At 71.3% G+C, this 25,246-nt stretch carries 22 protein-coding genes and 3 CRISPR repeat arrays; of the genes, 19 read left to right on the forward strand and 3 right to left on the reverse strand.

Going from position 1 to position 25,246, the window contains the following annotated elements:
* Nucleotides 1-50: 50 nt before the first annotated feature.
* On the reverse strand, nucleotides 51-806 hold the full coding sequence (locus OHA86_RS19645; RefSeq protein ID WP_329177107.1) for a GntR family transcriptional regulator: 756 nt from the start codon (nucleotides 804-806) through the stop codon (nucleotides 51-53).
* A gap of 79 nt (nucleotides 807-885) precedes the next feature.
* Between OHA86_RS19645 and OHA86_RS19650 the strand changes: the two genes are divergently transcribed.
* The 4 genes from OHA86_RS19650 (at nucleotide 886) to OHA86_RS19665 (ending at nucleotide 3,306) form a co-directional block, all read left to right on the forward strand.
* Complete coding sequence (locus OHA86_RS19650; protein ID WP_329177109.1) at nucleotides 886-1,131, forward strand: hypothetical protein; 246 nt, start codon at nucleotides 886-888, stop codon at nucleotides 1,129-1,131.
* A 275-nt stretch (nucleotides 1,132-1,406) separates the two neighbouring features.
* The gene (locus OHA86_RS19655; RefSeq protein WP_329177111.1) at nucleotides 1,407-2,090 is read left to right on the forward strand and encodes a GntR family transcriptional regulator; all 684 of its coding nucleotides are present in this window, start codon (nucleotides 1,407-1,409) and stop codon (nucleotides 2,088-2,090) included.
* Entirely contained in the window at nucleotides 2,087-2,857 is a 771-nt protein-coding gene (locus tag OHA86_RS19660; protein ID WP_329177113.1) for an ATP-binding protein, read from the forward strand. Before OHA86_RS19655 ends, OHA86_RS19660 begins: the two co-directional genes overlap by 4 nt.
* Nucleotides 2,854-3,306 carry a DUF6907 domain-containing protein gene (locus tag OHA86_RS19665; protein WP_329177114.1) on the forward strand — a complete coding sequence of 151 codons (453 nt, stop codon included), beginning with the start codon at nucleotides 2,854-2,856 and terminating at the stop codon, nucleotides 3,304-3,306. Before OHA86_RS19660 ends, OHA86_RS19665 begins: the two co-directional genes overlap by 4 nt.
* A gap of 72 nt (nucleotides 3,307-3,378) precedes the next feature.
* Here the strand turns inward: OHA86_RS19665 and OHA86_RS19670 are convergent, their stop codons facing one another.
* Nucleotides 3,379-4,302, reverse strand: coding sequence for an FkbM family methyltransferase (locus OHA86_RS19670; protein ID WP_329177115.1), 924 nt, complete (start codon nucleotides 4,300-4,302; stop codon nucleotides 3,379-3,381).
* Nucleotides 4,303-4,401: 99 nt separating this feature from the next.
* On the opposite strand from OHA86_RS19670, the gene OHA86_RS19675 reads away from it, so the two are divergent.
* From OHA86_RS19675 to OHA86_RS19725, 11 genes are all read left to right on the forward strand, one after another.
* Nucleotides 4,402-4,968, forward strand: a complete 567-nt coding sequence (locus tag OHA86_RS19675; protein WP_329177117.1) for a hypothetical protein — start codon at nucleotides 4,402-4,404, stop codon at nucleotides 4,966-4,968.
* Nucleotides 4,969-5,090: 122 nt separating this feature from the next.
* A CRISPR array of direct repeats spans nucleotides 5,091-6,157; the repeat unit is 29 nt; unit sequence GTGCTCCCCGCACCCGCGGGGCTGTTCCC.
* Nucleotides 6,158-6,251: 94 nt separating this feature from the next.
* Nucleotides 6,252-6,952: direct repeats of the CRISPR family, unit length 29 nt; unit sequence GTGCTCCCCGCACCCGCGGGGCTGTTCCC.
* 256 nt (nucleotides 6,953-7,208) lie between these two features.
* On the forward strand, nucleotides 7,209-11,813 hold the full coding sequence (casA, locus tag OHA86_RS19680; RefSeq protein ID WP_443071775.1) for a type I-E CRISPR-associated protein Cse1/CasA: 4,605 nt from the start codon (nucleotides 7,209-7,211) through the stop codon (nucleotides 11,811-11,813).
* Nucleotides 11,810-12,532 (forward strand): type I-E CRISPR-associated protein Cse2/CasB, encoded by a 723-nt coding sequence (gene casB / locus OHA86_RS19685; RefSeq protein ID WP_329177121.1) that lies wholly within the window; start codon nucleotides 11,810-11,812, stop codon nucleotides 12,530-12,532. Before casA ends, casB begins: the two co-directional genes overlap by 4 nt.
* Nucleotides 12,533-12,577: 45 nt before the next feature.
* Nucleotides 12,578-13,795 (forward strand): type I-E CRISPR-associated protein Cas7/Cse4/CasC, encoded by a 1,218-nt coding sequence (gene cas7e, locus OHA86_RS19690; protein WP_329177123.1) that lies wholly within the window; start codon nucleotides 12,578-12,580, stop codon nucleotides 13,793-13,795.
* Nucleotides 13,792-14,496, forward strand: coding sequence for a type I-E CRISPR-associated protein Cas5/CasD (cas5e, locus tag OHA86_RS19695; protein WP_329177125.1), 705 nt, complete (start codon nucleotides 13,792-13,794; stop codon nucleotides 14,494-14,496). The genes cas7e and cas5e overlap by 4 nt, the downstream gene beginning before the upstream one ends.
* Nucleotides 14,496-15,197, forward strand: coding sequence for a type I-E CRISPR-associated protein Cas6/Cse3/CasE (cas6e, locus tag OHA86_RS19700; protein WP_329177127.1), 702 nt, complete (start codon nucleotides 14,496-14,498; stop codon nucleotides 15,195-15,197). The genes cas5e and cas6e overlap by 1 nt, the downstream gene beginning before the upstream one ends.
* Nucleotides 15,198-15,200: 3 nt before the next feature.
* Nucleotides 15,201-16,154: a type I-E CRISPR-associated endonuclease Cas1e gene (cas1e, locus tag OHA86_RS19705; protein ID WP_329177129.1), complete on the forward strand. Its 954-nt coding sequence runs from the start codon at nucleotides 15,201-15,203 to the stop codon at nucleotides 16,152-16,154.
* A gap of 10 nt (nucleotides 16,155-16,164) precedes the next feature.
* On the forward strand, nucleotides 16,165-16,527 hold the full coding sequence (gene cas2e, locus OHA86_RS19710) for a type I-E CRISPR-associated endoribonuclease Cas2e (protein ID WP_329177131.1): 363 nt from the start codon (nucleotides 16,165-16,167) through the stop codon (nucleotides 16,525-16,527).
* A 130-nt stretch (nucleotides 16,528-16,657) separates the two neighbouring features.
* Nucleotides 16,658-17,603: direct repeats of the CRISPR family, unit length 29 nt; unit sequence GTGCTCCCCGCGCCCGCGGGGCTGTTCCC.
* 1,147 nt (nucleotides 17,604-18,750) lie between these two features.
* Nucleotides 18,751-19,383: an RNA polymerase sigma factor gene (locus tag OHA86_RS19715; RefSeq protein WP_329177133.1), complete on the forward strand. Its 633-nt coding sequence runs from the start codon at nucleotides 18,751-18,753 to the stop codon at nucleotides 19,381-19,383.
* Nucleotides 19,380-20,336, forward strand: a complete 957-nt coding sequence (locus OHA86_RS19720) for a hypothetical protein (RefSeq protein WP_329177135.1) — start codon at nucleotides 19,380-19,382, stop codon at nucleotides 20,334-20,336. The genes OHA86_RS19715 and OHA86_RS19720 overlap by 4 nt, the downstream gene beginning before the upstream one ends.
* A 213-nt stretch (nucleotides 20,337-20,549) precedes the next feature.
* Nucleotides 20,550-20,960, forward strand: coding sequence for an HIT family protein (locus tag OHA86_RS19725; protein ID WP_329177137.1), 411 nt, complete (start codon nucleotides 20,550-20,552; stop codon nucleotides 20,958-20,960).
* A 41-nt stretch (nucleotides 20,961-21,001) separates the two neighbouring features.
* Here the strand turns inward: OHA86_RS19725 and OHA86_RS19730 are convergent, their stop codons facing one another.
* Entirely contained in the window at nucleotides 21,002-21,493 is a 492-nt protein-coding gene (locus OHA86_RS19730) for an RrF2 family transcriptional regulator (RefSeq protein WP_329182478.1), read from the reverse strand.
* A gap of 240 nt (nucleotides 21,494-21,733) precedes the next feature.
* On the opposite strand from OHA86_RS19730, the gene OHA86_RS19735 reads away from it, so the two are divergent.
* From OHA86_RS19735 to OHA86_RS19750, 4 genes are all read left to right on the forward strand, one after another.
* On the forward strand, nucleotides 21,734-22,474 hold the full coding sequence (locus OHA86_RS19735; RefSeq protein ID WP_329177138.1) for an SDR family oxidoreductase: 741 nt from the start codon (nucleotides 21,734-21,736) through the stop codon (nucleotides 22,472-22,474).
* Between the two features lie 350 nt (nucleotides 22,475-22,824).
* Nucleotides 22,825-23,094: a hypothetical protein gene (locus tag OHA86_RS19740; RefSeq protein ID WP_443071776.1), complete on the forward strand. Its 270-nt coding sequence runs from the start codon at nucleotides 22,825-22,827 to the stop codon at nucleotides 23,092-23,094.
* A gap of 305 nt (nucleotides 23,095-23,399) precedes the next feature.
* Nucleotides 23,400-24,230, forward strand: a complete 831-nt coding sequence (locus tag OHA86_RS19745; protein WP_329177140.1) for a DUF1906 domain-containing protein — start codon at nucleotides 23,400-23,402, stop codon at nucleotides 24,228-24,230.
* A gap of 364 nt (nucleotides 24,231-24,594) precedes the next feature.
* Nucleotides 24,595-25,119, forward strand: a complete 525-nt coding sequence (locus OHA86_RS19750; RefSeq protein WP_329177142.1) for a SigE family RNA polymerase sigma factor — start codon at nucleotides 24,595-24,597, stop codon at nucleotides 25,117-25,119.
* The last annotated feature ends 127 nt before the right edge of the window (nucleotides 25,120-25,246 follow it).

Genomic DNA, 25,246 nt, shown 5'->3' on the forward strand with positions numbered 1-25,246 from the left:
TCGTGAACTTCTATCACTCGGTTGTCTCTGTGCTGCAGTCGTGCCGCGCTCTACGGGCTAACTGGGACCTCATAGACGATTTCGCAGATGGCTGAGGGCACAACGATGTCGGCTGTCTCCACCGGGCGGCCGTCGTCGCTGTAGTACGTCCGCTGGATGTGCGTGACCAGCGTGCCCTTCTGGACGCCCAAGAGCGTGGCCTCCTCCGGGCTCGCCGTCCGGGGCTCGGGCCGCTCCACCGCCCGCGTGACCGTGACGCCGATCTCCGCCATCCGGCGGACGACGCCGGTGCCCGCGTGCGGGCCGGCCTCCGGGAGGACGACGAGCGTGCCGGCCGTCAGGGCGTACGGCTCCCAGCTGGTCGAGAGCTGGACCGGCTTGCCGTCGGCGAGGAATTCGTAGGCCGTGCGCACGCACAAGTCGCCCTCGGCCAGGCCGAGCCGGGCGGCGATGTCAGCCGGGGCCGGGACCTTCGCGTCGGTGCGGCTCTCCCACGACCCGCGCCGCCCGAGCGCCGCCATATCCGCGGCGAAGGGCGAACCGCCTGCCTGCTCGCGGTAGATGGACCGCACCATCCGCAGCCGCTCGCGCGGCTCGGCCACGTACGTACCTGATCCGGCCCGGCCCTCCAAGGTGCCCAAGGAGATCAGCAGTTCCTGCGCCCGCCGGATGACGTTCTCGCCGACCCCGTACTCCTGGCCCAGCTCGGCGCGCGATGGCAGCCGGTCGCCCGGCGACCACTCGTGGCTCGCGATGCGCTCGCGCAGCACGTCGGCGACGCGGAGATACGGCGGCTGATCAGGCATGTGGACAATCTAGTCCACTAGCTCTAATCTAGTTAACTAGCGTCACTGAGGGTGCTCACTTGGCAACGGAGGACGCCTTGTGCCGCCACGCGACGCCCGCATCGCGGACCTCTCCGCGCGCCTGACCGCCGCAGGCCTGGCGCCTGAGCAGAAGGAGTACGCCGACCGCACGCTCATCGAGGCGCAGGTCCCGGACGAGTTCGCGGAAGAGAACTGGCCCGACATCCTCGCAGTGCTGGGAACAGCCGATTCGTTCGGCTCCACCGACCGCGGCGGGGCAGGCCAGTACCTCTGGGCCGCCTTCCACCGCACGAAAGAGTCGTAGGAGATGACCACAGTGCTCCACCACATCCGAAGAGCCGCCGCCTGGCTCGTCCGGCAGCTCTTCCCCACCACAGCCGGCACCCCCCGACGCCGGCCCTCGGCCAGGCCATTCAGCCTGGCAGCCAGTGCACCGGATCGACGGCCGTTACGGTCCCACGCACCGGCGCCGCACTTCTGGACGGACGAGGGGCCGTTGCTGCGCCCGTACGTCCTGAGCGCCGAGGAGTGGACCCGGCGCCGACGTGAGAGCCGGGCGAGGGCGGTGATCTGCCCCTCATGACCGCCCGCCACGAGCAGGTGGCCGACGACCTGCGCCGACTGATCACCGCGGGCACCTTCGCGGTGGGCGACCGCCTGCCACCCGAGACCCGGCTCGCCGGCCGGTACGGCGTCAGCACACCGACCCTCCGTGACGCGCTGGAAGTCCTGCGCGCAGAGGGCCTCATCGCCAAATTCCAGGGCCGCGGCAACTTCGTTCGCCAACCGTCCGAGCGGCTCACGTACCCGAACAGCGCCATAGCCCTCCGCACGACGACCAGTTCCGCCGACACCACGGCAACAGGTGGAGTAGCCAAGCGGCTTGGCACGCCGGAGGGCGCGCCGCTCACCGAGTACGTATGCCTGAGCCATCGCGACGACTTGCCGCAGATCCTCACGCACGTCTACGTCCCGCGCGCTGCCTCACCGTTGACCGCCGCCTCCCCCTGGGGAGACGACCTGGTCATCGCTACCGGCGCACCCGTGACGACCAGCAACGACCAGGTCACCGCGCGGTTTCCCACCACCGCGGAAGCACAGTCGCTGCGCATCAGCACCCGCACGCCCGTCCTCGCGATCGAGCGCACCTTCGCCACCGCCGACGGCCGGCCCGTCGCGTACGCGCTCCTCGTCCTTCCCGGCGATCGGGCGGAAGTCGCCCTTGCCATCCCCATCGACTCCGACCAGGAAGCTCAGCAATGACCGAAGTCCCTGAGACCCACCCCTACGTGCCACCCGAATCGCGAATCGCACCTGTTACGTCGCTGCGCCTTCTGCCGTGGCAAGATCCCGACGGACGCCCGGCCATCCTGAACGGCGACGGAGGGTACGTCTCCCGACTCGCCGACCAGATCGAGGAAGCGCAACTCGGCTCGGCCCGAGCCGTATTCGACCTCGCCCCTGTCGTTCTGGACGACATCGGAGCCAGCACTCAGGAGGTACGTTTCGCGGCGCGACGGCTCCGCGAATCTCTCGGTGACGTGCTGAAGCTCGCCGAGTGCCGGCGCCCGTGTGGTGCCGCGCAGGCCCGAAAGTTCACGTCGCCACACGTGAAGCGGTGGACCTACAACGCCCGTTGCGTCGGCGAGGCACGCCACGAACTGCGCCGCGTACTCGACGCATGGGGCCTGGGTGACCTGGCCGACCGCGCGGAACTCGTCCTCTCCGAGCTGCTCACCAACGCTGTCCGCCACACCGTCCCCCCTCCCGACTGCGAGATCGAGACACGGTACGAACTGCTGCCGGCCGGCGTACGCATCGAGGTCCACGACGCCGACGAGACCCGGCCGGCGGCGCAGATTCCGTCGGCGGACGAGGAGTGCGGGCGCGGCCTCGCCCTTGTCGACGCGCTGACCGGTGCGCGCTGGGGAGTCGGAGATCGGATGGGCATCGGAAAGCTGGTGTGGGCGGTACTGGAACGGGACGCCGACGAAGCGCCGTCCCCGCGCAAAGAGGAGATCGGAAAGTGAACAAGGCCCTGACCTGGACCATAGCCACGACGACCGGTGACACGGTCACCGGCTATCTGCCGACCTGGGCGGACGACGATCCGACCGCCACGGACGTACCCCCCGATCAACTCCCCGTCTCGCTCGCCGACGTCAGCCACCGGGCCGACTTCGACGGCCAATTCCTCGGCGTCCACAACCCCGCGTCGCCGAACGGTGACACCGAGGGGACAGAGCAGCGTGTCCTGTGGGGCGTTCTGGTCTGCGACCCCTACGCCGAAGATCCGGACCCCCGTGTACCGGTCGTCAACGTGGCGATCGTTGACGACTACTGGATCAATCACCTCGACCCGGACGGCCTCGCCGAGGTCGTCGCCAAGCTACGAGCCCAGGCGGACCGCCTCGACCACGAGATACGTCCCCAACTCGTCGCCGCCCGAGCCGATTGGGCTGCTCGCCGCACGGCCTGAACGCACCGCTCCCTCCGCCTGCCGCGCACCCCGCGCGACGTCGGAGGGTGCAGTGCGTTCAGGCGTCGGCGCTTACGGCAGCGTCTCGGCGTCGACCCGCGAGAAGATGAGGTCGCTCTCGCCGTCGACCGGCCCGCGCCAGCGGATCGGTACCGCGGCCGGCCCGCGCAGGGCTGTTGGATACGTAGCTGCCGCGTACTCATTGGCCAGCCGGTAGACGTGGAAGCCGTGTCCCCGCATCGTGTCCAGCAGCTCTTTCACCGATTCGCCGAGTTGCGCCATACGGTCGGGGGTGACCTCGACGGTGACCTCGGCGTCGGGGCGTAGCCGGTCCAGCAGTGGGGCCATGCCGCGTACGACGCTGCCCTCCGCGCCCTCGACATCCACCTTGACGACGCGGGCCGTGGCGATCTCGTCCTCTTCGAGCACGTCCGGCAGCGGGAAGGCCTCTATGTCGAAGGTCGACTCCACCGGCCCCTCCCACGGGACGATGCTGTTCGCGCCCATGTTCGCGGAGCTGGAGAGGATGAAGGTCAGCGTCTGCTGCTTGTCGGAGACCGCGGTCTGGGCGATGCGGATGTTCTCGCAGCCGTTGAGGGCGGCGTTCTGCGCCAGCCGCCGCGTGAAATCCTGTGACGCCTCGATCGCGACGACCCGTCCTTGCGGGCCGACCAGCCCGGAGGCCAGCACGCTGAAATAGCCGATGTTGGCGCCGACGTCCACGAAAGTGTCCCCGGGCTTGAGCCGGCGCCGGAGCCACTGCGTCATCCGCGGCTCCCACACCCCGAACAGGTACAGGTACCGCTGGATGAGGTCCTGCGTATCGACGGCGAAGCTCGCGCCGACTGCGGTCTCGGTCACCCGCTTCCGCGGCTCGTCGCGGAGTCGCGGATTGAGGTAGCGGCCGGCCAGCGCCCCCGCGCCGAGCGCCCCGGGCGCGTTGCGCACGTACCACCGCCCGAGCGTGACCAGGGCCTCTGATGTGGGGCTGCTCATCCGATCGCCTCTCCGCCGCCTACCTCGCCGCACGGTAGCACCGAGCCCCCACGGCCCCTCTAAAATCCTCAAGACGTCTTTACGACTCGTCGGCGGGGGATGGCCTTGGACACGTCCGATCAGCTCTTAACGATCCTGGCTGTCCTGCTCGGCGCCATGACCACGTACGTGACGAACTACTGGACCGAGCGGCAACGCATCCGCCGCGAGCTGGTGACCCGCTGGGACGGCAAGAAGCTGGACGCCTACGAGAACTACGTCGACCGCGTCCGCGCAGCAGTCTTCCTGGCCGTCGAGTTGTACGAGCACCGCGAGGGCATTCGGGCGAGCGACGACCCGGAGCCGCAGCTCCGCGTCCAGCTCATCGACGCGATCCGCCTGCAAGGCCGCGCCTTCGAGCGCATCATGCTCCTGGCCGGCGACGAGGTGATCGAGGCCGCCCACGACCTGAACGCCGCCTCCCGCGCGGTCGACTGGCAGGCGACGGGCAGGACCCCCGGCACCCTGGACGACTGGCGCGACCGCAACCGCGCGGTCTTCGCGGCGATCAACACCTTCCACGAAGCCGCCCGTGTGGACCTCGGCGTCTCCGGCTCGGTGACGGGTGGCGTCCACCCGGAGCGGGACTTGCTGCTCCCGCCAGTTCGCCAGCCCGGTGATCACTGATGCGTGGGCTCGGGGGTCGAGGGGGCCGAGCGCCCACCAACCGGGGGATGACCGAAATGCCCGAGTCTCGCAAAGTAAGTAAAAACCGCTCCTCCGCGTCGTAGAGTCCCTGGTCAGCTCCTGTGCTCCCCGCACCCGCGGGGCTGTTCCCATCGCGTTCTGTTCTCCCGAGGTGACAGTCTCGTGCTCCCCGCACCCGCGGGGCTGTTCCCGGCGAGGAAGTCCACCCCCACCCCGAGTGCACGTGCTCCCCGCACCCGCGGGGCTGTTCCCTCGACCCCGAGCAGGACCTCCCCGAGGACCAGGTGCTCCCCGCACCCGCGGGGCTGTTCCCAGCGCTGCCGCTGATGCGCGACATCGGGAACGGTGCTCCCCGCACCCGCGGGGCTGTTCCCTTCTTCCGGCTGACCCGCCGGATGTCGATCCCGTGCTCCCCGCACCCGCGGGGCTGTTCCCTTCTTCCGGCTGACCCGCCGGATGTCGATCCCGTGCTCCCCGCACCCGCGGGGCTGTTCCCGGGTTCTGTATGCGCCGATGGTTCGCCAGGTAGTGCTCCCCGCACCCGCGGGGCTGTTCCCCGCACCGCCGATCTTCGCACCGGTCGACAAGGGTGCTCCCCGCACCCGCGGGGCTGTTCCCCGGGTCGTCCGCATCCCGGATGACGACTGGAAGTGCTCCCCGCACCCGCGGGGCTGTTCCCTTCGATGCTGAGGAGCCGGCCGGTGTGTGTGAGTGCTCCTCGCACCCGCGGGGCTGTTCCCCCCGCCGCCGCCTGGTACAGCGGCCTGAACCGGTGCTCCCCGCACCCGCGGGGCTGTTCCCGAGTACGGCAACCCGGTGCTGCGCACCAGGAAGTGCTCCCCGCACCCGCGGGGCTGTTCCCCCGGCACGTCGTCACCGAGGTGCCGCCCATCGGTGCTCCCCGCACCCGCGGGGCTGTTCCCGCGCTCGGTAGCCACATGGCAAGAGTGCCGGTGTGCTCCCCGCACCCGCGGGGCTGTTCCCGCTCACGTGGAAGCGGGCCGTGCCGTGCACGAGTGCTCCCCGCACCCGCGGGGCTGTTCCCTCCGCGACGCTGATGACGTCGGCCTTAAGGGTGTGCTCCCCGCACCCGCGGGGCTGTTCCCAAGGTCACCTTCCCCTACGCCCTGCCGGGCGGGTGCTCCCCGCACCCGCGGGGCTGTTCCCTCCGGCACGGGGCATGAGCAGCGCGTCGGCCTGTGCTCCCCTCACCCGCGGGGGGCTGTTCCCATCATGCTCGACCGGCACATGCCCAAGCACAAGTGCTCCCCGCACCCGCGGGGCTGTTCCCTGTGCGTCGTCCACGGCGTTGCCGACGACGGTGTGCTCCCCGCACCCGCGGGGCTGTTCCCACCAACGCGCTCCGCCACAAGCAGTGGCGTCACGTGTTCCCCGCACCCGCGGGGCTGTTCCCGGGTCGGGGACGTAGTCGCCCTGGTGGTGCCCGTGCTCCCCGCACCCGCGGGGCTGTTCCCGGGTCGGGGACGTAGTCGCCCTGGTGGTGCCCGTGCTCCCCGCACCCGCGGGGCTGTTCCCGGGTCGGGGACGTAGTCGCCCTGGTGGTGCCCGTGCTCCCCGCACCCGCGGGGCTGTTCCCTACATGAACCGCCTGGGCCGCTGGGCGAACCAGTGCTCCCCGCACCCGCGGGGCTGTTCCCTGGCCCGCGCGCCAAGCGCCTGGCGCCAAAGAGTGCTCCCCGCACCCGCGGGGCTGTTCCCGCTGTGCCCAAAGCTGTTGCGACCTGCTGCACGTGCTCCCCGCACCCGCGGGCCTGTTCCCGGCAGTCGCAGCCCCCCGCGCGACAATCATGCGTGCTCCTCGCACCCGCGGGGCTGTTCCCGAGTTCACCGGCGAGGTCCACGCCGGGTACGAGTGCTCCCCGCACCCGCGGGGCTATTCCCTACGCCGTCTTCCGGGATGCGGCCACTGTGCTGTGCTCCCCGCGCACGCAGGGCTGTTCCCTGCGGTCAGCGCACGCTGAGTTAGCGCGGGGCGTGCTCCCCGCGCCCGCGGGGCTTCGGCGCCCGGAAGACGGTCCGAAGGCGTCGAGCCTGCGGACCGTCGGCGGTAAAGGACGGCGCGGCGGTCGAATCAGCGACGTCACAGCCTCCCGCGGCACGAGTGGTCCCCCCCACGAGATCGATTGCCGCCCTCTTTCGATCAAAAACGGTCAGTTTTGGTCACTTCGTCAGATCATCACCCCGGCCATACATCGGCGATGTCGAATATGCCAGTGACCGTGAACCACACCTCCTTTAGCGCAGCCTTCGACGGGCTGTCCGTGGCCGCGCGGCGGGCGTGGGGGAAGCACGACAGGAAGACGGATGGGTGGCTGCCGCTCAGGCAGCACATGGCGGACAGCGGTGCGGTCGCGGGGAAGCTGTGGGACGAGTGGCTGCCGGGCAACATCAAGGGGCTCATCGGCGAGGCGTTGCCTGACGGGACGGATGACGGGCGGCGGATCGTCGTCTGGTTGGCGGCTGTGCACGATGCAGGGAAGGCGACCCCGGCGTTCGCCTGTCAGGTGGAATCCCTCGCGGACGCGATGCGCGGGGTCGGGCTTGAGATGCCGTATCAGAAGCAGTTCGGCGAAAGCCGGAAGTTGGCACCGCACGGGCTGGCCGGGCAACTGCTCATCCAGGAGTGGTTGTCGGAGCGCCACGGATGGTCCGCAAGGATCAGCGGGCAGTTCGCGATCGTCGCCGGCGGCCACCACGGTGTACCCCCTGGGCACCAGAGGATTCATGACTTGCTGCTGCACCCGGAGTTGCTACGGACTCCGGGTACGAGCGAGGCTACGTGGAAAGGCCTCCAGTTCGAGTTGCTGGACGCGTGCGCGCGGGCAGCGGGAGTCGAGGGACGGTTCTGGTCGTGGAAGGCGGTGAAGCTCCCGCAGCCGGTTCAAGTGGCGCTCACGGCCATAGTGATCCTCTCCGACTGGATCGCGAGTTCCGCCGAGCTCTTCCCCTACGCATCCCTGGATGGGAAGGGCAGGGGCTCGGCCGAGGAGCGGCTGGCCGCGGCCTGGAGGGGGCTTGACCTCCCGGCGGCCTGGGCGCCCGAAGAGCCCAACGGCACAGCCGCGGAGTTGTTCGCGGCTCGGTTCGATCTCCCGGCAGGTGCTGCCATCAGGCCGGTGCAGGAAGAGGCTGTGCGGCTCGCCCGGGAGATGGACCCCGTGGGCCTGCTGATCATCGAGGCGCCGATGGGTGAAGGCAAGACGGAGGCCGCGCTCGCTGCCGCGGAGATCCTGGCCGCGCGTACGGGCGCGGGCGGCTGCCTGGTGGCGCTGCCGACGCGGGCGACCGGCGACGCGATGTTCGCCCGCCTGCTCAAGTGGCTCGACCGCCTCCCGGACGACGGCCCGCGCTCCGTGTTCCTGGCGCACGCCAAGGCTGCGCTGAACGACGCATGGGCGGGATTGGTACGCAGAGGCAACCGTACGATCGCGGCTGTCGACGCGGACGGACCGCAGAACGTGTCCGCTCCCGGCACGAGAGTACGGATCAACCCGTCGGGCCTGCAGGCGCACCAGTGGCTTCGGGGGCGCAAGAAGGGGATGCTGGCGTCGTTCTCGGTCGGCACGATCGACCAAGTGCTCTTCGCCTCGCTCAAGAGCCGCCATCTTGCGTTACGCCACCTCGCCCTCGCGGGCAAGGTGGTGGTGATCGACGAAGTCCACGCGTACGACGCCTACATGAGCAGCTACCTGGAGCGCGTACTGGAGTGGCTGGCCGCCTACCGTGTCCCGGTCATCCTGCTGTCCGCGACCCTTCCCGCGCCGCGGCGGCGTGCACTCGCCCAGGCATACGCGGGGGAGGGCGTGGCGGTCGGCGGCGTTTCCGAGGACGCGTATCCGCTGCTCACGGCTGTTTCGCGGGACGGGGGCGTACGTGAGGTGCGGCCGGCCGCCGCCTCCGGCCGCCGAGCCGATATACAACTGCAGTCCATCGACGACGACTTGACGACCCTCGTGCTCCGCCTGGAGGCGGAGCTGGCCGATGGCGGCTGCGCCCTGGTCGTACGGAACACGGTCGACCGGGTCCTGAGCGCGGCGGAGCGTCTGCAGGACCGCTTCGGCAAGGACCGGGTCACAGTCCTGCACTCCCGCTTCCTGGCCGCCGACCGGGCAGCCAAGGACGCCGAGCTGCTGGCGGTGTTCGGTCCGAACGGGCGACGGCCCGAAGGAGCGCACATCGTGGTGGCGAGCCAGGTCGTGGAGCAGTCCCTGGACATTGACTTCGACCTGCTGGTCACCGATCTGGCCCCGGTGGACCTGATGCTGCAGCGGATGGGGCGTCTGCACCGTCATCCGCGGACCAGGCCGAGCCGGCTGCGTACGCCGCGCTGCCTCGTCACCGGCACGGACTGGTCGGGTGATCCGCCGGAGCCGATACGCGGGTCGACCGGAATCTACGGCGGCTCGTACCTGCTGCTCCGGGCGCTTGCCGTCCTTCGGCCGCACCTGGAAGGGCGGCCCCTGCGGATCCCGGAGGACATCAGCCCGCTCGTCCAGGCGGCTTACGGCGAGGGCCAAGTGGGTCCGGGGGAGTGGGCCGCGGCCCTGGGCGAGAGCCGTACGGCGTATCGGGAGCTGCTGGCAGGGAAGCGCGAGCGTGCGGAGGTTTTCCGGCTCGGCCCCGTGCGACGGGCGGGGCGTCCGGTGATCGGCTGGGTCGACGCGGGAGTCGGCGATGCGGACGACACCCGAGAGGGGCGCGCCCAGGTACGGGACAGCGAGGAGAGTGTCGAGGTGCTGGTGATCCAGCGCCGCCGGGACGGGACGTTGTCCACCGTGCCCTGGCTGGACAAGGGGCGGGGCGGACTGGATCTCCCCGAGCACGCCCCGCCGTCCCCGAAAGCGGCCGGGGCCGTGGCCGCCAGCGCGCTGACACTCCCGTGGCACTTCTCCAAGCCGTGGGTCATCGACCGCACCATCGCAGAGCTGGAGCGCTTCCAGATCGACGCGTGGCAGGTCAAGGAATGCCCCTGGCTGGCCGGGGAGTTGCTGCTCGTCCTCGACGAGGACTGTCAGACCCGCCTGTCAGGCTTCGACATCCGGTACAGCCGGTCCGACGGGCTCATGGTGACGCCTGTCGGAGCACCTCACACAAGGGTGGTGGACCGCGTGTCCTCCTTCGACCTGGTCTCCCGGCCGTGGCTTCCCGTACAGCGGCAGGACGGGACGACGGTGGAGCTGTCCCTGCGGGACGTCTTCGCCGAGGCGGGACGGCTGCGGCGTCTCGTCGGGGACGTGCCCACGCAGGAATTCGCACTGCTCCGGCTGCTTCTCGCGATCCTGCACGACGCCGTGGACGGCCCGCCGGAGATCGAGGACTGGGGTGAGCTCTGGGAGTCCGACGACGCGTTCGGCGCGGTCCCGGGCTACCTCGAACGCCACCGCGACCGGTTCGACCTGCTCCACCCCCGCCACCCCTTCTTCCAAGTAGCCGATCTGCACACGGAGAAGGACGAGGTCGGGCCGTTGAACCGGATCGTCGCCGACGTCCCGAACGGTGATCCGTTCTTCAGCATGCGGCAGCCCGGCCCGGAGAGGCTGACCTTCGCGGAGGCGGCCCGATGGCTGGTGCACGCCCACGCCTTCGACCTGTCGGGTATCAAATCGGGCGCGGTCGGCGATCCGCGGGTCAAGGGCGGCAAGGGCTATCCGCAGGGAGTCGGGTGGGCGGGCAACCTCGGTGGCGTCTTCGCCGAAGGCGCCACCCTGCGGGAGACTCTGCTGCTCAACCTCATCGCCGGGGACAACGACTTCCTCCAGGCGGAGAAGGACGACAGGCCCGCGTGGCGCCGGCCCCCGTCAGGACCCGAGCCGATCGGGGCCGACCCGGACGAGCCGCGCCCGTCGGGTCCGCGGGACCTCTACACCTGGCAGAGCCGGCGCGTACGGCTGCACGCCACCGACGACGGCGTCACCGGAGCCGTCCTCGCCTACGGCGACGCCCTCGCGCCCCACAACAAGCACGGCCGCGAAGCCATGACGGGCTGGCGCCGCAGCGCGCCGCAGGAGAAGAAGCTCGGGCTGCCGAAGGTGTTCATGCCCCGGCAGCACGACCCGGCGCGCGCCGCTTGGCGCGGGCTCGCGGCGCTCCTCGGCGACCAGGGCAGGCAGCGCGAGAGCCCGGAACAGCGGCAGGACACCGAGAGGTCGCTGCCACCGGGGATCGTCGAATGGATCTCCCGGCTCGCCGTCGAGGACTACCTGCCCCAGCAGAGCCTCATCCGTACGCGGATCGTCGGCGCGAAGTACGGCACACAGCAGTCCGTCATCGACGAGATCGTGGACGACGCGGTGCTGCTCCCGGTCGTCGTGCTGCACGAGGAACGACCTCTGTACGGGCGGGCGGCGGTCGACGCCGTGGCCGACGCCGACGCAGCGGTCACCGCGCTCGGACACCTCGCGGGCAACCTGGCCCGAGCCGTCGGCACCGAACCCGGCCCCGCGACGGACACGGCGCGGGACCTCGGTTTCGCCGCGCTGGACGGCCCGTACCGCCGCTGGCTGAGCGGGCTGGGCAGGAGTTCGGACCCGCTGCGGTCCCGTGGCGACTGGCAGGAGACCGTGTCCGAAACGGTCCGCGGCCTTGGCCGCCAACTGCTCGACAGCGCGGGTCCCGCTGCGGGTGAGGGGCGGCTGTCGGAGATGCCGGACGGCAGCACCCGCTGGGTGAACGACGCACAGGCGGACCTGTGGTTCCGCATGCGTCTCAACGTCGTGCTGCCGGAAGCGACGGCCAGGCGCGCGGCGACGAGCGGGTTCGCCGCGCAGACGCCAGACGACGAAGCAACGGAGCCACCGCAATGACAGCCAACGCTGCTGCCGCACGCCCGTCCGCACCCGGCCGGCGCGAGCGCGGCCCGGTCGCCCAAGCCGCCGACCACCGCATCGAACGCCTCCAGTACGGCTACCGCGAGGACCACCCCTCCGCCGTCTCGACGCTTGCCCGACTGCGACGGGGTGCCGGCCGCCCGGCGCACGACGTACCGGACCTGTGGGGTCTGACCGGGACCGATGAGTTGTCGGACGCGCTCGGGACGCTCTCCGAGGACGAGCGGCGACGGTTCGACCACGACCGGGCCGAGGAAGCGCTGCACCTTGCGGTGACGCTGTGGGCCCTGCACCAGCAGTCCCACCGCGAGGCCGACATGCATCTGCCGGGGCGTGGTCTGGGGAGAGCGGTGCGCATCCTGATGATCCCGGTGTCCGGCAGCGCGGAGCGAGCCGTCGACGCGGGGCGCGGCATCGAAGGCAGCAAGGCGCGGGCCGAACCGGAGCTCGACGAGCCCCTGCGCAGGCGGTTCGTGCGTGCGGGTACGTCGAGTTCGTTCGACGGGCTCGCACAACGTCTGCGCGAGATCGTGCTGTTGCTGCGGCGGTCAGCCGTCGCTCTGGACTACGGGCTGCTGGCCGATCAGCTCTACCGCTGGCAGCAGCCCGCTCAGCGTGCGGAAGTCCGGCGTGAATGGGGCCGCGATTTCCACCTCGCCGGTCTGACCCGCGGTACGGACGCGCGGCCGGACTGACGTGTTCCCCGACTTCATGAACCCCCTCTTAGGAATCGATCACTCGTGACGCAATTCGACCCCGCCACCCGGACGATCCTCGACGTCCACATCCTCCAGACCGTGCCGCCGAGCAACATCAACCGGGATGACACCGGTTCGCCCAAGACCGCGGTCTACGGCGGCGTCCGCCGCTCCCGCGTCTCCAGCCAGGCCTGGAAGCGCGCGACCAGGAAGAAGTTCGAGGAACTGCTGGACCCCTCGGAACTGGGCGTCCGGACGAAGAAGGTCGCCGAGGCGCTGGCCGACCGCCTGGCCGCCCTCGACCCGTCGCTGGACCGGGCGACGGCTCTGGAACTCGCCGCCGAGTCCCTGCGCAATGCGACCGGCTCCAAGATCGAGGCGCCGAAGCGCAAGATCAAGGACGGTGAGCCGGATCCGGCGCCGGAGTCCTCCTACCTGATGTTCCTCAGCGCACAACAGCTCGATTCGCTGGCGGAGTTGACAGTGAAGGGCGCCGAGGGGAAGGGCGACATCAAGGTCCTCAAGGAGTTCTTCAAGGCAAAGGAGAACAAGGTCCGCGCCCGTCAACTGGTCGACAGCGGGCACTCGGTGGACATCGCCCTATTCGGCCGCATGGTCGCCGACGCCACCGACCTCAACGTCGAAGCGGCCACCCAGGTCGCGCATGCCCTCAGCGTGCACGCCGTCGACAACGAGTCGGACTACTACACCGCCGTCGACGACAGGAACACCGACGCAGAGACCGGGGCCGGCATGATCGGTGTCGTCGACTTCAACTCCTCCACCCTGTACCGGTACGCGGCACTCGACGTGAACCGCCTGCACGCCAACCTTGGCGCCGGACTGAGGGAGGACGAGCCGTCCGGCGCTCCGACCCGGCGCGCGGTCGAGGCCTTCCTCGAAGGCTTCATCACCTCCCTGCCCACCGGCAAGGTCAACACTTTCGGCAACCACACCCTGCCGACCGCCGTCATCGTCAAGCTCCGCACGAAGCGGCCCATCAGCTTCGTCGCCGCCTTCGAAAGGGCGGTGCCCCAGGGCCCGGAGGGCGGCTTCGTCCGGGAGGCGTGCACACGCCTGGCCCGCTTCGTACCGGACCTGGAGAAGGCGTACGGCGTCGCGGACGCCGACAGCACCTGGGTCGTACGGGTCGGCGAGGACGCCGAACCGCTGACCGGGCTCGGACAGGAAACGGACATCGCCGGACTCGTCTCGTCGGTGGGCGCGGCGGTGGCGGACCGGCTGGGGCCCGGGGCATGAGCGTGCTCCTGCTGCGACTGGCCGGCCCTCTCCAGGCCTGGGGATCGGCGGCCCGCTTCGTGCGCCGCACCACCGAGAACGCGCCCACCAAGAGCGGTGTTCTCGGCCTGCTCGCCGCCGCCGAAGGCCGTCCTCGTGAGGCGGACCTCTCCGACCTGGCCGCGCTGCGCTACGGCGTACGTGTCGACCAGCCCGGAACGCGCACAAGGGACTTCCAGACGGCGCGCCATTTCGTCAGCGGCAAGTCCATGCCGCTGTCCGAGCGCTTCTACCTGGCCGACGCCGTGTTCGTGGCGGCCGTCGAGGGCGACCGGGACGACATCCACCGCCTGCACGCTGCCGTTCAGGAACCGGTGTATCTGCCGTACCTGGGGCGCCGGTCGTGTCCCCCGGCGGCGCCCCTCGACCTGGGCGTACGTGACGACGTCGACCTAATCGGTGCGATGGAGCAGGCTCCGTGGCAGGCCTCCCCCTGGTACCGGGCCAGGACGCGTACGCAGGGTGAACTCACCCTGCTCGTCGACAGCCTGCCGGGCGAGACGCCGGAACTCAGCCTGCGCGACGAGCCGCTCAGCTTCGATCCGCGGCACCGGCGGTACGGACTTCGCGGTATCTCCTCGCGGCCGGTGACCGCCCCGGATCCGGGGCCGGCCCGACAGCCGTACGACCACGATCCGACCTCCGTCCTGGGAACCGCGTGATGTACCTGACCCGCTTCCGTATCAACACCGCCCGCCGCGAGGGGCGGGGACTGCTCGGCTCCCCGCACCGCATGCATGCCGCGGTGAACATGTCCTTCCCCGACCTGCCGGCACGTGAGGGAACGGGTCCGCGAGTGCTGTGGCGCGTCGACCGGAACTCCGCCGCCGAAGTGCTGCTGTTCGTCGTCAGCCCCTCACGCCCCGACCTCACACACCTCGTGGAGCAGGCGGGTTGGCCCGCCGCCTCCGAGACACCGGGCTGGCAGACGTACGACTACGGTTCGTTCCTGGACCGGATCACCGCGGGCAGCACGTGGTCCTTTCGCCTCACCGCCAACCCGGTGCACTCCATCCGCCGCAAGGAAGGGGAACCCACCAAGCGCACGGCGCACATCACGGCCCGGCACCAGACGGCGTGGCTGCTCGACCGGCAGATCGACGCGGGATTCACCGTTGCGGCGAAGGAACCGGCCGCGCGGCTTCTGGAGCGCGGCGACGAGCACCAGTTGGTCATCCGCGACAAGCGGGACCTGCAGTTCGCCAAGGCGTCCGAGCGCCGGACCGTCACGCTCACCGCCGTCACGTACGACGGTCGGCTCACCGTCACCGACCCCGATGTCCTGCGCCGCACCCTCACCCAGGGGCTCGGCAAGGCGAAGGCGTACGGCTGCGGTCTCATGACGCTCGCGCCGGTGCGGTGACCGGTGGCCACCGTCGGCCGGCGGGGGGCTGCCACCCCGCGTGAACTCACCCGGGTCGGTGACCGGATCTCCTTCGTCTACCTGGAGCGATGTGTCGTCCATCGCGACGACAACGCGATCACTGCCGAGGACGCGGACGGGGTCACCCACATTCCGTCCGCGACGATCGGCACGCTGCTGCTCGGCCCCGGTACCCGCATCACCCACCAGGCGATGACCGTTCTCGGCGACTCCGGCGCCGGGGTCGTGTGGGTCGGCGAGCACGGCGTCCGCTTCTACGCCGGCGGCCGGGCGTTGACCCGCTCGTCGGGCCTGGTCGAGGCGCAGGCACTTGCATGGGCCAACCCCCGCAGGCGGCTTGACGTCGCCCGCGCGATGTATCGGCTGCGCTTCCCCGACGAGGACCCATCCGGGCACACCCGGCAGGAACTGCTGAGCATGGAAGGGCGGCGGTTGAAGCGCTGCTATCGCGACGAGTCCGTCAGGACCGGCGTTCCCTGGCAGCGGCGCGACTACCACCGCGACGACTTCTCCGCCGGTGACGCCCCCAACCAGGGCGTGACGGCAGCCGCCCAGTGCATGTACGGCATCGCCCACGCCGTCGTGGCTGCCCTCGGCTGCTCACCCGGGCTCGGATTCGTCCACTCCGGCCACGAACGCTCCTTCGTCCTCGACATCGCCGACCTGTACAAGACCGATGTCGCCATACCGGCCGCATTCGACGCGGCCAGCGAAGGCCCCGAGGACGTCACGGCGCGTACTCGTCGCGCGCTGCGCGACCGCGTCAACAAGGGCCGTCTGCTGGACCGTTGCGTGCAGGACATCAAGGACCTGCTCGGCTACGACGGCATGCGTGACACCTCCGGAGACGCGGGGTCGGACCGCGTCACCCTCCAGTCCGACCACGGCGTCGAGGTCGAGGGCGGCCGCAACTACGACTCCGAGATCATCTGGTGAGGCCGCACCGATGACCGTCATCATCCTCACCAACTGCCCGGCCGGCCTGCGCGGCTTCCTCACCCGCTGGCTGCTGGAGATCTCCCCGGGCGTCTTCATCGGTACCCCCACGGCCCGCCTCCGCGACATCCTCTGGTCGGAAGTCCGCCAGTACGCCAATCAGGGCCGCGCTCTGCTCGCCTACCAGACGGACACGGAACAGGGCTACACCTTCCGCACCCACGACCACGCCTGGCACCCCATCGACCATGAGGGCCTCACCCTCATCCACCGCCCCAACCCGAACCGCCCCCGCGGCACCCAACAGCCCCCGGGCACGCCCCGGACAGGCTGGAGCAAGGCCGCGAAGCGGCGGAAGTTCGGGAACCGGTGAGGGGCGCGGCGGCTCGGGGTGGGGCCCCTTCCCGGCACCAGGGGGAGTGGGTGTAATGCTGGATATGCCCGAGTCGGCGAAAGTAAGTAAAATCCGCTGCCCGGCCTGGTAAACCCGCAGGTCGCGCCCTGTGCTCCCCGCGCCCGCGGGGCTGTTCCCACCTACACACCCGTGTTCTACGACGGGGACGTGTGCTCCCCGCGCCCGCGGGGCTGTTCCCGCCGAGGCGATGCCGCGGCTCACCGCGCCCGCGTGCTCCCCGCGCCCGCGGGGCTGTTCCCCCGGGGTTGTCACGCACCGCGGCCACCAACCCGTGCTCCCCGCGCCCGCGGGGCTGTTCCCCCCGCCACAACCATCACCAAGGGGGAAGAACGGTGCTCCCCGCGCCCGCGGGGCTGTTCCCCCGGAGACGGGTCAGATCCGGGTGGACCGGGAGTGCTCCCCGCGCCCGCGGGGCTGTTCCCGAGCAGTTCGTCCGGCCGCCCTCGCACCAGATGTGCTCCCCGCGCCCGCGGGGCTGTTCCCGGTTTCGCCACGTGGGTCGGCGACCCCACCGAGTGCTCCCCGCGCCCGCGGGGCTGTTCCCCCGATCACGCTGATCATCATCGGCGTCCTGGCGTGCTCCCCGCGCCCGCGGGGCTGTTCCCGGGCGTTGCTGGGGATCCCCGAGGCCTTCGTGGTGCTCCCCGCGCCCGCGGGGCTGTTCCCAAACGAGCCGAGGGGGGGGTGACCCATGCCGAAGTGCTCCCCGCGCCCGCGGGGCTGTTCCCCCACCGCGCCCGCGGGCCGCGAGCTGGCGAGTGTGCTCCCCGCGCCCGCGGGGCTGTTCCCCGTGTACGAGCTGATCATTGAACCGCCCAACCGTGCTCCCCGCGCCCGCGGGGCTGTTCCCAACCGGGAGAGACGATGGCGGTTGATGACCCGGTGCTCCCCGCGCCCGCGGGGCTGTTCCCTCTGTGGTGACGGTCGGCCCGAGGTCGCAGAAGTGCTCCCCGCGCCCGCGGGGCTGTTCCCGCCTTCGGGCCGGCCACCCTTCGCCACGGCGTGTGCTCCCCGCGCCCGCGGGGCTGTTCCCGCCCGGCGACGGGCACCGCTGGGTGCCCTCCGGTGCTCCCCGCGCCCGCGGGCTGTTCCCGGCGGCTTGACCGCTGCCGAGATCACCGCGGCGTGCTCCCCGCGCCCGCGGGGCTGTTCCCGACGCACCCACCCCGAGCTTGTCGGCCTTGCTGTGCTCCTCGCGCCCGCGGGGCTGTTCCCGACCGGGGAGCACTCGGGGCAGGCCCACACTGGTGCTCCCCGCGCCCGCGAAGCTGTTCCCCTCGGCCTGAACGCCGTCGAGGTCGGCAAGGAGTGCTCCTCGCGCCCGCGGGGCTGTTCCCCGGATCGGGCAGCGCTACCGTCTGGCCGCCGAGTGCTCCCCGCACCCGCGGGGCTGTTTGCATTCACTCCGCCTGCCACGGTGTGGCTGCCACGTGCTCCCCCCGCTTGCAGGTGCGTGCTTCCCGGTCCTGTGGTCAACCTGTGGCCCGGACCCCGTTCCGCCAAGCGGCACATGCGGTATCGCGGCAGGTCACCGACTGCGTGCTGGCGCTCAGCTGGGCGGTCTTGAAAACCGTCGTGGCAGCGATGTCACCGTGGGTTCAAATCCCACAGCCTCCGCCAGGTCAGCGAAGTAGCTGGTAGATGGGGTGCCCCGGAATCCGGGGCACCCCATCGGTGTGTCCGGCGTCTCGCGTACGGCCGCCCGTATCCCGCCGTCGTTCTCGGCGTCTGGACCGGGTGTGGACCGGATTCGGCGCGCGGTCTGGTTCCGGGGCGCTGGGGGCGTGCGGGGAGGGGAGATGAGGGCGTCGCCCTGTGTCAGTCGACCGTGGCTTTCGGTGGAGAGCGGCACGCTGCTGGGGGCGCAGCGCCCGGCACCGAGGGGGTACCGCGGGGCGCGGGCAGGGCGCGGCGGTGGTGACGAAGGGGCGGCGTACCGGTCAGCCGACGTCCGACCTGCGCCAAGGGGTCTGATGACCGTGGTCGCGGAGGGGCCCTGACGGCTGTCGTGGTGGCAGCGACACTGGCGCGTTACCCGCGAGACACCCGAGGCTGCCCGACGTGCTACCCGTCGTCCAGCGACCGCCCATGGAGACCGCGCGCTGCGGGCTGCGCGAACGCTTCGGGCCGGGGCGGCAAGTAGAGGGTGTGGCTGGGACACCGGCCGGATGCGGAGAGGTGATGCACAAGGACATCAGGGGGAGCGGGGCCGACTGCCCCGGGGGCGGTCCGGGGCCGGGGGACGACGACGCCGTACTCGCCGCGTCGGCCGGGGACCCGGCGGCCTTCGAACCGCTGGTCGCGCGTCATTCGGCGGCCCTGCACGGCTATCTGGCCCGGCGGGCGCCCGCCGCCGCGGACGACCTGCTGGCCGAGGTGTGGCTGCGGGCCTTCGCGGGGCGGGCGGGCTTCGACCCGGACCGCGGTACGGCCAGGGCCTGGTTGTTCGGGGTCGCCCGGCACGTGCTGACCGCGCACTGGCGGGCCGCGGAACCGCTGACCGGGTCAACCGGCGCCGAACCGGCCGCCGATCAGGGCGCCGACCCCTGGCAGGCGGTCGACCAGCGTCTCGACGCGGCTGCGGTCGCGCCGTTGATCCGGCGGATTCTGCGCGAACTCCCCTCCGTGGAGCGGGAGCTGCTGCTGCTGGTGATCTGGGAGGAGCTCACCCCGGCGGAGGCCGCCGCCGTCGTCGGCATACCCCAGGGCACCGCCCGCTCCCGGCTGCACCGCGCCCGCGCCCGCCTGCGCGACGCCCTCGCCCCGGCCATGGCGGCCGGCCCGACCCCCCGTCTGACAGGAGACCCGGCATGACCGACAAGACCCATGGGCGTACGGCCACCGACCACGCGAGCGACGCCGAGTTCGGTCTCGGCCGCCACCTGCCGGGAGCCGACCGGCTCACCGCGGCCGGGAACGTACCGCCGCCGGCGCAGTCCGTCGTCGCGGCGGCCCAGGCGGCGATCCGCGCCGCCGTCGAACGCGAGGAGATCCCCGGGGCCGCCGTCCCTGTGCGGCGCGCTTTCCGTCGGCGCTGGATCGCGGCTGCCGCCACGGTGGCCGCGGTGGCGATCGGCGCGGCGGTGCTGCCCGCGGTCAGCGTCGGCGGCAAGCCGCCGGCGGCGACGGCCGACGCGGCCGCGTTCCTGCACGCGGTGGCGGACAAGTCCGCTGCGGCGCCCGGCGACGGTGAGGGGGGCAAGAACATGGTCTGGAAGGTGGTCACACGCGGTTTCGTGCCCGGGGCGATGTCCCAGCCGCAGACCGGGTCATCGACGATGTCCCAAGGGCACACCGGGAGAGTTGCCAACCCCTGGACTCCCCCCTTCGGTCCCTTCGGCCGTGTAGATCTGGACGACCTCCCGACCGACCCGGCGGAATTGCGGGACCGGCTGACCAGGGGGATCACGGATGCGCAGGCGTTCGTCAACGTGTCCATGGTGCTGGGTGGTTCCCCGCTGAGCCCGCAGCAGCGGACCGCGATCTACCGGGTGCTCGCCGACTTCGACGGCGTGCGGGTGGACGGTACGCGCAAGGACGCGCTGGGCCGCAGCGGCACGGAGATCAGTTCAACGGTGGACTCGATGACCACGCGGCTCCTGATCGACCCGGCATCCGGCGTCCTGCTCCAGGTGGACCTGGTGACCGGCAAGGACATCGCGGCGACCCGCTGCGGGTCACCGTTGCACTGCTGGCCCGCCTTCAAGGCGGGGGGCCTGGTCAGCCGTATCACCTTCGTGTCCAGCAGTTGGGTGCCCTGGGAGTAGCGCCCCGCCCGCGCGGCATCCTCAACCGGTGCCGCGTGGGGCGTACACCGTCCGTCCGGCCTGCGGCGCCTGCTCCGGGAAGGCCCGTGCTGACGCGGTCAGGCCCCGCCACCTGGCGGGGCCGTGGCACACTCCGCCCCAAGGCCGTTCGAAAAAGGGGAAGGCGCCGTGGGCGGTGAGAGGTGTGTGGCGTGTGACCTTACGGCAGGGGTCGTGGACCTGCCAGGGGGGACGGTGGTGCGGGGCGGGACTTGGGTGGTGGAGCACTGCGTCGGGCCGTTGGGAGTGGGGACGCTCGTCGTCAAGCCGGTCAGGCATGTGCTGCACATTGCGGAATTGACGCCGGACGAGGCCGCCGAGTTGGGGCCGTTGCTGGCTCGGGTCAGCGCCGCGGTCACTGCCGTGATGGAGCCCGAGCAGGTCTACGTCTGTCTCTGGTCGCACGCCGGCGCGGTTCCCGGGCACATTCACTTCGTCGTGCAGCCCGCCCTCGCGCCGGACATGGCCGAGCACGACGCCTACGGGCCCGCGCTGCAAATGGCCATGTTCAACCGCGGCCTGCTCCCGGACAAGGCCGAGGTCGAGACGGTGTGTGACCGGCTGAGAGCAGTCCTCAGCCGTTAGGACCGCGTACGCCCCTCATCGCCAGGGCCACTGACAGCGGCTCAGGGCGCCGCGGGCGGCGGGTGGGACAGCCAGGTGCCGATGCCCGTCATCGTCGCGGGCCCGTAGTCGCCGGTGACGCTCGCGGCGAGGTCGGCGATGGATATGGCCCGCAGGGCGTCGCGCCAGGCGGCCTCCGCGGTGGCCATCGCGCGGGAGATGGCGCAGGGGCGGGAGCAGGCTTCGGGGGGTGCGGCCAGGGGGCCGCGCTGGCGGATCTCGGTGCAGGTGAAGGCGGGTTGGGGGCCGTCGACGGCCTGGACGACGTCGAGGACGGTGATCCGGTCGGCGGCCCTGGTCAGGACGTATCCGCCCGCCTTGCCCTGGACGGAGTCCACGAGGCCGGCGCGGGAGAGCGCCTGGAGCTGCTTGGCCAGGTAGCTGGCCGAGACGTCGTGCAGCTCCGCGAGGCGCGCCGCGGGGACCGGGTCCGTTGCCGCGGTCAGGACGGTGCAGCAGTGCAGCGCCCACTCGACTCCGCCGGACAACTTCATGGCCGCACCACTCCCTCCGCTCGGCTCGGCTCGGAGCCTGACTCGGTCCTCGACCAGGTCCTCGACCAGGTCCTCGACCAGGTCCTCGACCAGGTCCTCGACCAGGTCCTCGACCGGCACCCTGCCCCGGAGCTTGACTCGGGCAAAGACTATCCGACTATTATCCCGGATAAGAAGTGTCCGAGTTGAAGAGTCCTCGACCCCGGCGGGCCCGGCGGCACGCCGTGAAAGGTGGCAGCAATGAAGCTCACCGTCATCGGCGGTACCGGACTGATCGGCTCGCAGGTGGTCAGGAGGCTCACCGAGGCCGGGCACCAGGCCACGCCCGCGGCGCAGTCCACCGGGGTCGACCTGATCACCGGGAAGGGCCTGGACCAGGCACTGGAAGGTGCCGACACCGTGGTCAACCTGTCGAACTCACCGACCTTCGACGAGGCGTCGCTGGACTTCTTCCGCACCTCGGTGGACAACCTGCTCGCCGCGGGCGAGAAGGCCGGCGTCCGGCACCAGGTCGTCCTGTCGATCGTCGGCGTGGACCAGGTGCCCGCGCTGGACTACTACCGGGCCAAGACCTTGCAGGAGGACCTGCTCCGGCAGGGGCCGACGCCGTACTCCATTGTGCGCGCGACGCAGTTCTTCGAGTTCATCGACGCGGTCCTGTCCTGGACCGCCGACGCCCGGACCGTACGGCTGCCCGCGACCCGTATCCAGCCGATCGCCGCGGCTGACGTCGTCGCCGCGGTCGTCGAGGTCGCCACCGGTACGCCGCTGCGGGGCATCCGTGACATCGCGGGTCCTGATGTCTTCCGGCTCGACGAACTGGGCAAGGTCACGCTGGCGGCGCAGGGCGACGGCCGGGAGGTCGTCACCGACGACCAGGCCGGGATGTTCGCGGCGGTCGGCGGCGACGCCCTCATCGCGGGGCCCGACGCGCACCTCGCGCCCACGCACTACCGGGACTGGCTCCAGCAGGCCCGCTGACCGGGCGGCTCTGCCGTAACGCGCCGGCCTCCCGTGTGGCGGACCCGGCAGGCCGGGCTCGGAACCCGCCACGGGAGGCGTGCGGCGGGTGCCTCAGTGCGACGAGTGCCACGAAAAAGGGCACCGCGGAGGTTTGTCGACAGATCGTCACGCGTGCGGGGGAAGCGGATCAACCAGGCGCGTCCGGCACGGAGGTGATGGGCAAGTCTGGATTCGGCGACGCCGTCAGAGCGACAGGTGGGGTGGCCGGCCGGCCACCCCACCGCAGACAGCAGGTCCGAGTTCGGAAACTCTGTCTCCTGGGAGGGAACACCATGGCAAGCATCCGTGGCGTCCGTGTCCTGGCCGCCGTGGCGGTACTGCCTTTCGCGGCGGTGCTGTTCGCGGGCGCGGCCGTGGCTGACGACGGCGCTTTCGCGGGTGGCGATTCGAACGCGGCAGTGGTCAGCAACTCCGGTGGCGACGCGGGCGGGACCGACCTCGGCAATGTGACGACGACTCAGCAGGGCGCCACCGGCGCCGGTGCGTCGAACCAGAACAACACGGCGAGCGTCGCCGGTGCCGGCTTCACGGCCATCGACCAGGGTGCCGCCGACATCCATTTCTCGCCGCTCTGGTGACCCTCAGGAGAAGCCGCTGCCGACGCGCCGGACGGCTGAACCCCGAAGCAGGGCGCGCGACGGCATCCCCGTGCTGTCGCGCGCCCGTCGTCGTCCGGGCGTTCCGCAGCTGCCGAGAAGTTATCCACAGGCTGTGGACGGTTGTCCTCGGCCTGGATCCGGGACCGCCCACCCGAACCCGGTCCGGCGGGACGCTGGTCCGGAAGACCGCCGCGGACGGGTGTCCGGCGGCGTGTCTCCGCGATACGGGACTGTTCGCCCCGTTCACTCAATGAATGAGCGAAAAAAGTATCCTTATCCGTTATGTGCATCGCCTGCTGGCCGCCACCCTGACGCTGATCGGTCTGCTGGTCCCCGTGGCGAGCGCCGCCGCCGAATCCGGCGTCGTCGCCGCGGACCGGGGGGACACCGCACCCCGTATTTTCCAGGGCCGCGGCTTCGACACCTGCCAGGCCCCGGACCTCGCGACGATGCGGGCGTGGCGGGCGTCCTCCGCCTACGGGGCCGTCGGCATCTACTTCGGCGGGCGGGCCCGCGCGTGCAGCAGCCAGGCCAACCTGACCACCGACTGGGTGCGGCAGACCACCGACGCGGGATGGAGCCTGCTGCCGATCTACGTCGGCTCGCAGAGCCCCTGCGTCAACGGTTCCAACAAGAACCCCTACCGCATCGACCCGGACCGGGCCGCGGACCAGGGCGGCACCGAGGGCGAGGACGCGGTCAGCAGCGCCAAGGCGCTGGGCCTGGGCAAGGGCAGCGCGCTCTACCTCGACATGGAGGCGTACGACATCGGCGACACGAGCTGCGCCGCCGCGACCCTGACCTTCCTGCGCGGCTGGGACCGCCAGGTGCGGGCCGCGGGCTATCTGGCCGGCTTCTACAGCAGCGCCGACTCCGGCATCAAGCACCTGGAGACCGCCCGCGAGGCCGGCACCGCCGACCTGCCGGACGCCGTCTGGTACGCCCGCTGGGGCGTCAGCGCCACGCTGACGAACGAACCGGCGCTCAGCGACAGCGCGTGGGCGTCGCACGCCCGTATCCACCAGTACGCCGGCAGCGTCACCGAGTCGTACGGCGGCAAGAAGCTGACCATCGACCGCGACCTGCTCGACGCCCCGGTCGCCGTCGTCGACTGACGGGCTGACGGCAGGGCGGGCCGGCGGCTTAAGGTGACGGCTGGCGGGCTGGCGGGCTGGCGGGCTGGCGGGCTGGCGGGCTGGCGGGCTGGCGGGCTGGCGGGCTGCCGGACTGCCCGACGTGCGGACCGACGACCGGGCAGACCCTGCGGCCGGAGCGCGGGCGTACCCTTCCCCGGGAGGGCAGGCATCCGGGCCGGATATACCGTCCCCCGGACGACCTCAGGTGCATCCCCTGCGGGACACCGCCCCGCGGCTCCCCCCTCGGGAGGTGGGGAAAGCCCCCGCCCTACGACCTGAGAGTGATCCCGCTTCGGCACCTGCGGCCGATCCGCTGATGTCCCGCGCCTTCTAGCGTGGAGCCATGACCACGCCTGTGTGCCCCAGCGCCAGCACGAAGCAGTTCACGACCTACGTACGCACCAAGGGCCCGACGCTGCTGCGCACCGCGCGCTCCCTGACCCCCAACCCCGCCGACGCGGAGGACCTGCTGCAGACCGCGCTGACCAAGACGTATCTGGCCTGGGACCGGATCGACGACCACCGGGCCGTCGACGGCTACGTGCGCCGCACCCTGGTCAACACCAGGACGTCGCAGTGGCGCAAGCGCAAGGTCGACGAATTCAGCACCGACGAGCTGCCCGAGCCGCCGGCCGGCGGCGCCCCCGACCTCACCGAGCAGCAGGCGCAGCGCGACGCCCTGCTGCGCGCGATAGCCCGGCTCCCCCCGCGCCAGCGCGCCATGGTGGTGCTCCGCTACTACGAGGACATGAGCGAGGCGCAGACCGCCGAGGCGATGGGCGTCTCGATCGGCACCGTCAAGAGCGCGGTGTCGCGCGCCCTGGGCAAGCTGCGCGACGACCCCGAGCTGGAGCTGTGCGTGGCCTGACCGCCCGGCCCCGCTGAGGGTCTGGTCGCCCCCGGCCCCGCTGAGCGTCTGCCGCCAAGCCCGGCAAGGGTCCGCGCGGACGTCGGTGCGGGCGGTCGTGCGGGGTAGTGACATACCGACCGGCATG

It is taken from the genome of Streptomyces sp. NBC_01477 (assembly GCF_036227245.1).
Lineage (GTDB): Bacteria > Actinomycetota > Actinomycetes > Streptomycetales > Streptomycetaceae > Actinacidiphila.

Coding starts and splice junctions, on each gene's coding strand:
- OHA86_RS19645 (WP_329177107.1), bottom strand. CDS start 806: ATGCCTGATCAGCCGCCGTATCTCCGCGTCGCCGACGTGCTGCGCGAG.
- OHA86_RS19715 (WP_329177133.1), top strand. CDS start 18,751: ATGCACAAGGACATCAGGGGGAGCGGGGCCGACTGCCCCGGGGGCGGT.
- OHA86_RS19660 (WP_329177113.1), top strand. CDS start 2,087: ATGACCGAAGTCCCTGAGACCCACCCCTACGTGCCACCCGAATCGCGA.
- casB (WP_329177121.1), top strand. CDS start 11,810: ATGACAGCCAACGCTGCTGCCGCACGCCCGTCCGCACCCGGCCGGCGC.
- OHA86_RS19750 (WP_329177142.1), top strand. CDS start 24,595: ATGACCACGCCTGTGTGCCCCAGCGCCAGCACGAAGCAGTTCACGACC.
- cas5e (WP_329177125.1), top strand. CDS start 13,792: ATGAGCGTGCTCCTGCTGCGACTGGCCGGCCCTCTCCAGGCCTGGGGA.
- OHA86_RS19670 (WP_329177115.1), bottom strand. CDS start 4,302: ATGAGCAGCCCCACATCAGAGGCCCTGGTCACGCTCGGGCGGTGGTAC.
- OHA86_RS19735 (WP_329177138.1), top strand. CDS start 21,734: ATGAAGCTCACCGTCATCGGCGGTACCGGACTGATCGGCTCGCAGGTG.
- OHA86_RS19655 (WP_329177111.1), top strand. CDS start 1,407: ATGACCGCCCGCCACGAGCAGGTGGCCGACGACCTGCGCCGACTGATC.
- OHA86_RS19720 (WP_329177135.1), top strand. CDS start 19,380: ATGACCGACAAGACCCATGGGCGTACGGCCACCGACCACGCGAGCGAC.
- cas2e (WP_329177131.1), top strand. CDS start 16,165: ATGACCGTCATCATCCTCACCAACTGCCCGGCCGGCCTGCGCGGCTTC.
- OHA86_RS19730 (WP_329182478.1), bottom strand. CDS start 21,493: ATGAAGTTGTCCGGCGGAGTCGAGTGGGCGCTGCACTGCTGCACCGTC.
- OHA86_RS19675 (WP_329177117.1), top strand. CDS start 4,402: ATGGCCTTGGACACGTCCGATCAGCTCTTAACGATCCTGGCTGTCCTG.
- casA (WP_443071775.1), top strand. CDS start 7,209: ATGTCGAATATGCCAGTGACCGTGAACCACACCTCCTTTAGCGCAGCC.
- cas6e (WP_329177127.1), top strand. CDS start 14,496: ATGTACCTGACCCGCTTCCGTATCAACACCGCCCGCCGCGAGGGGCGG.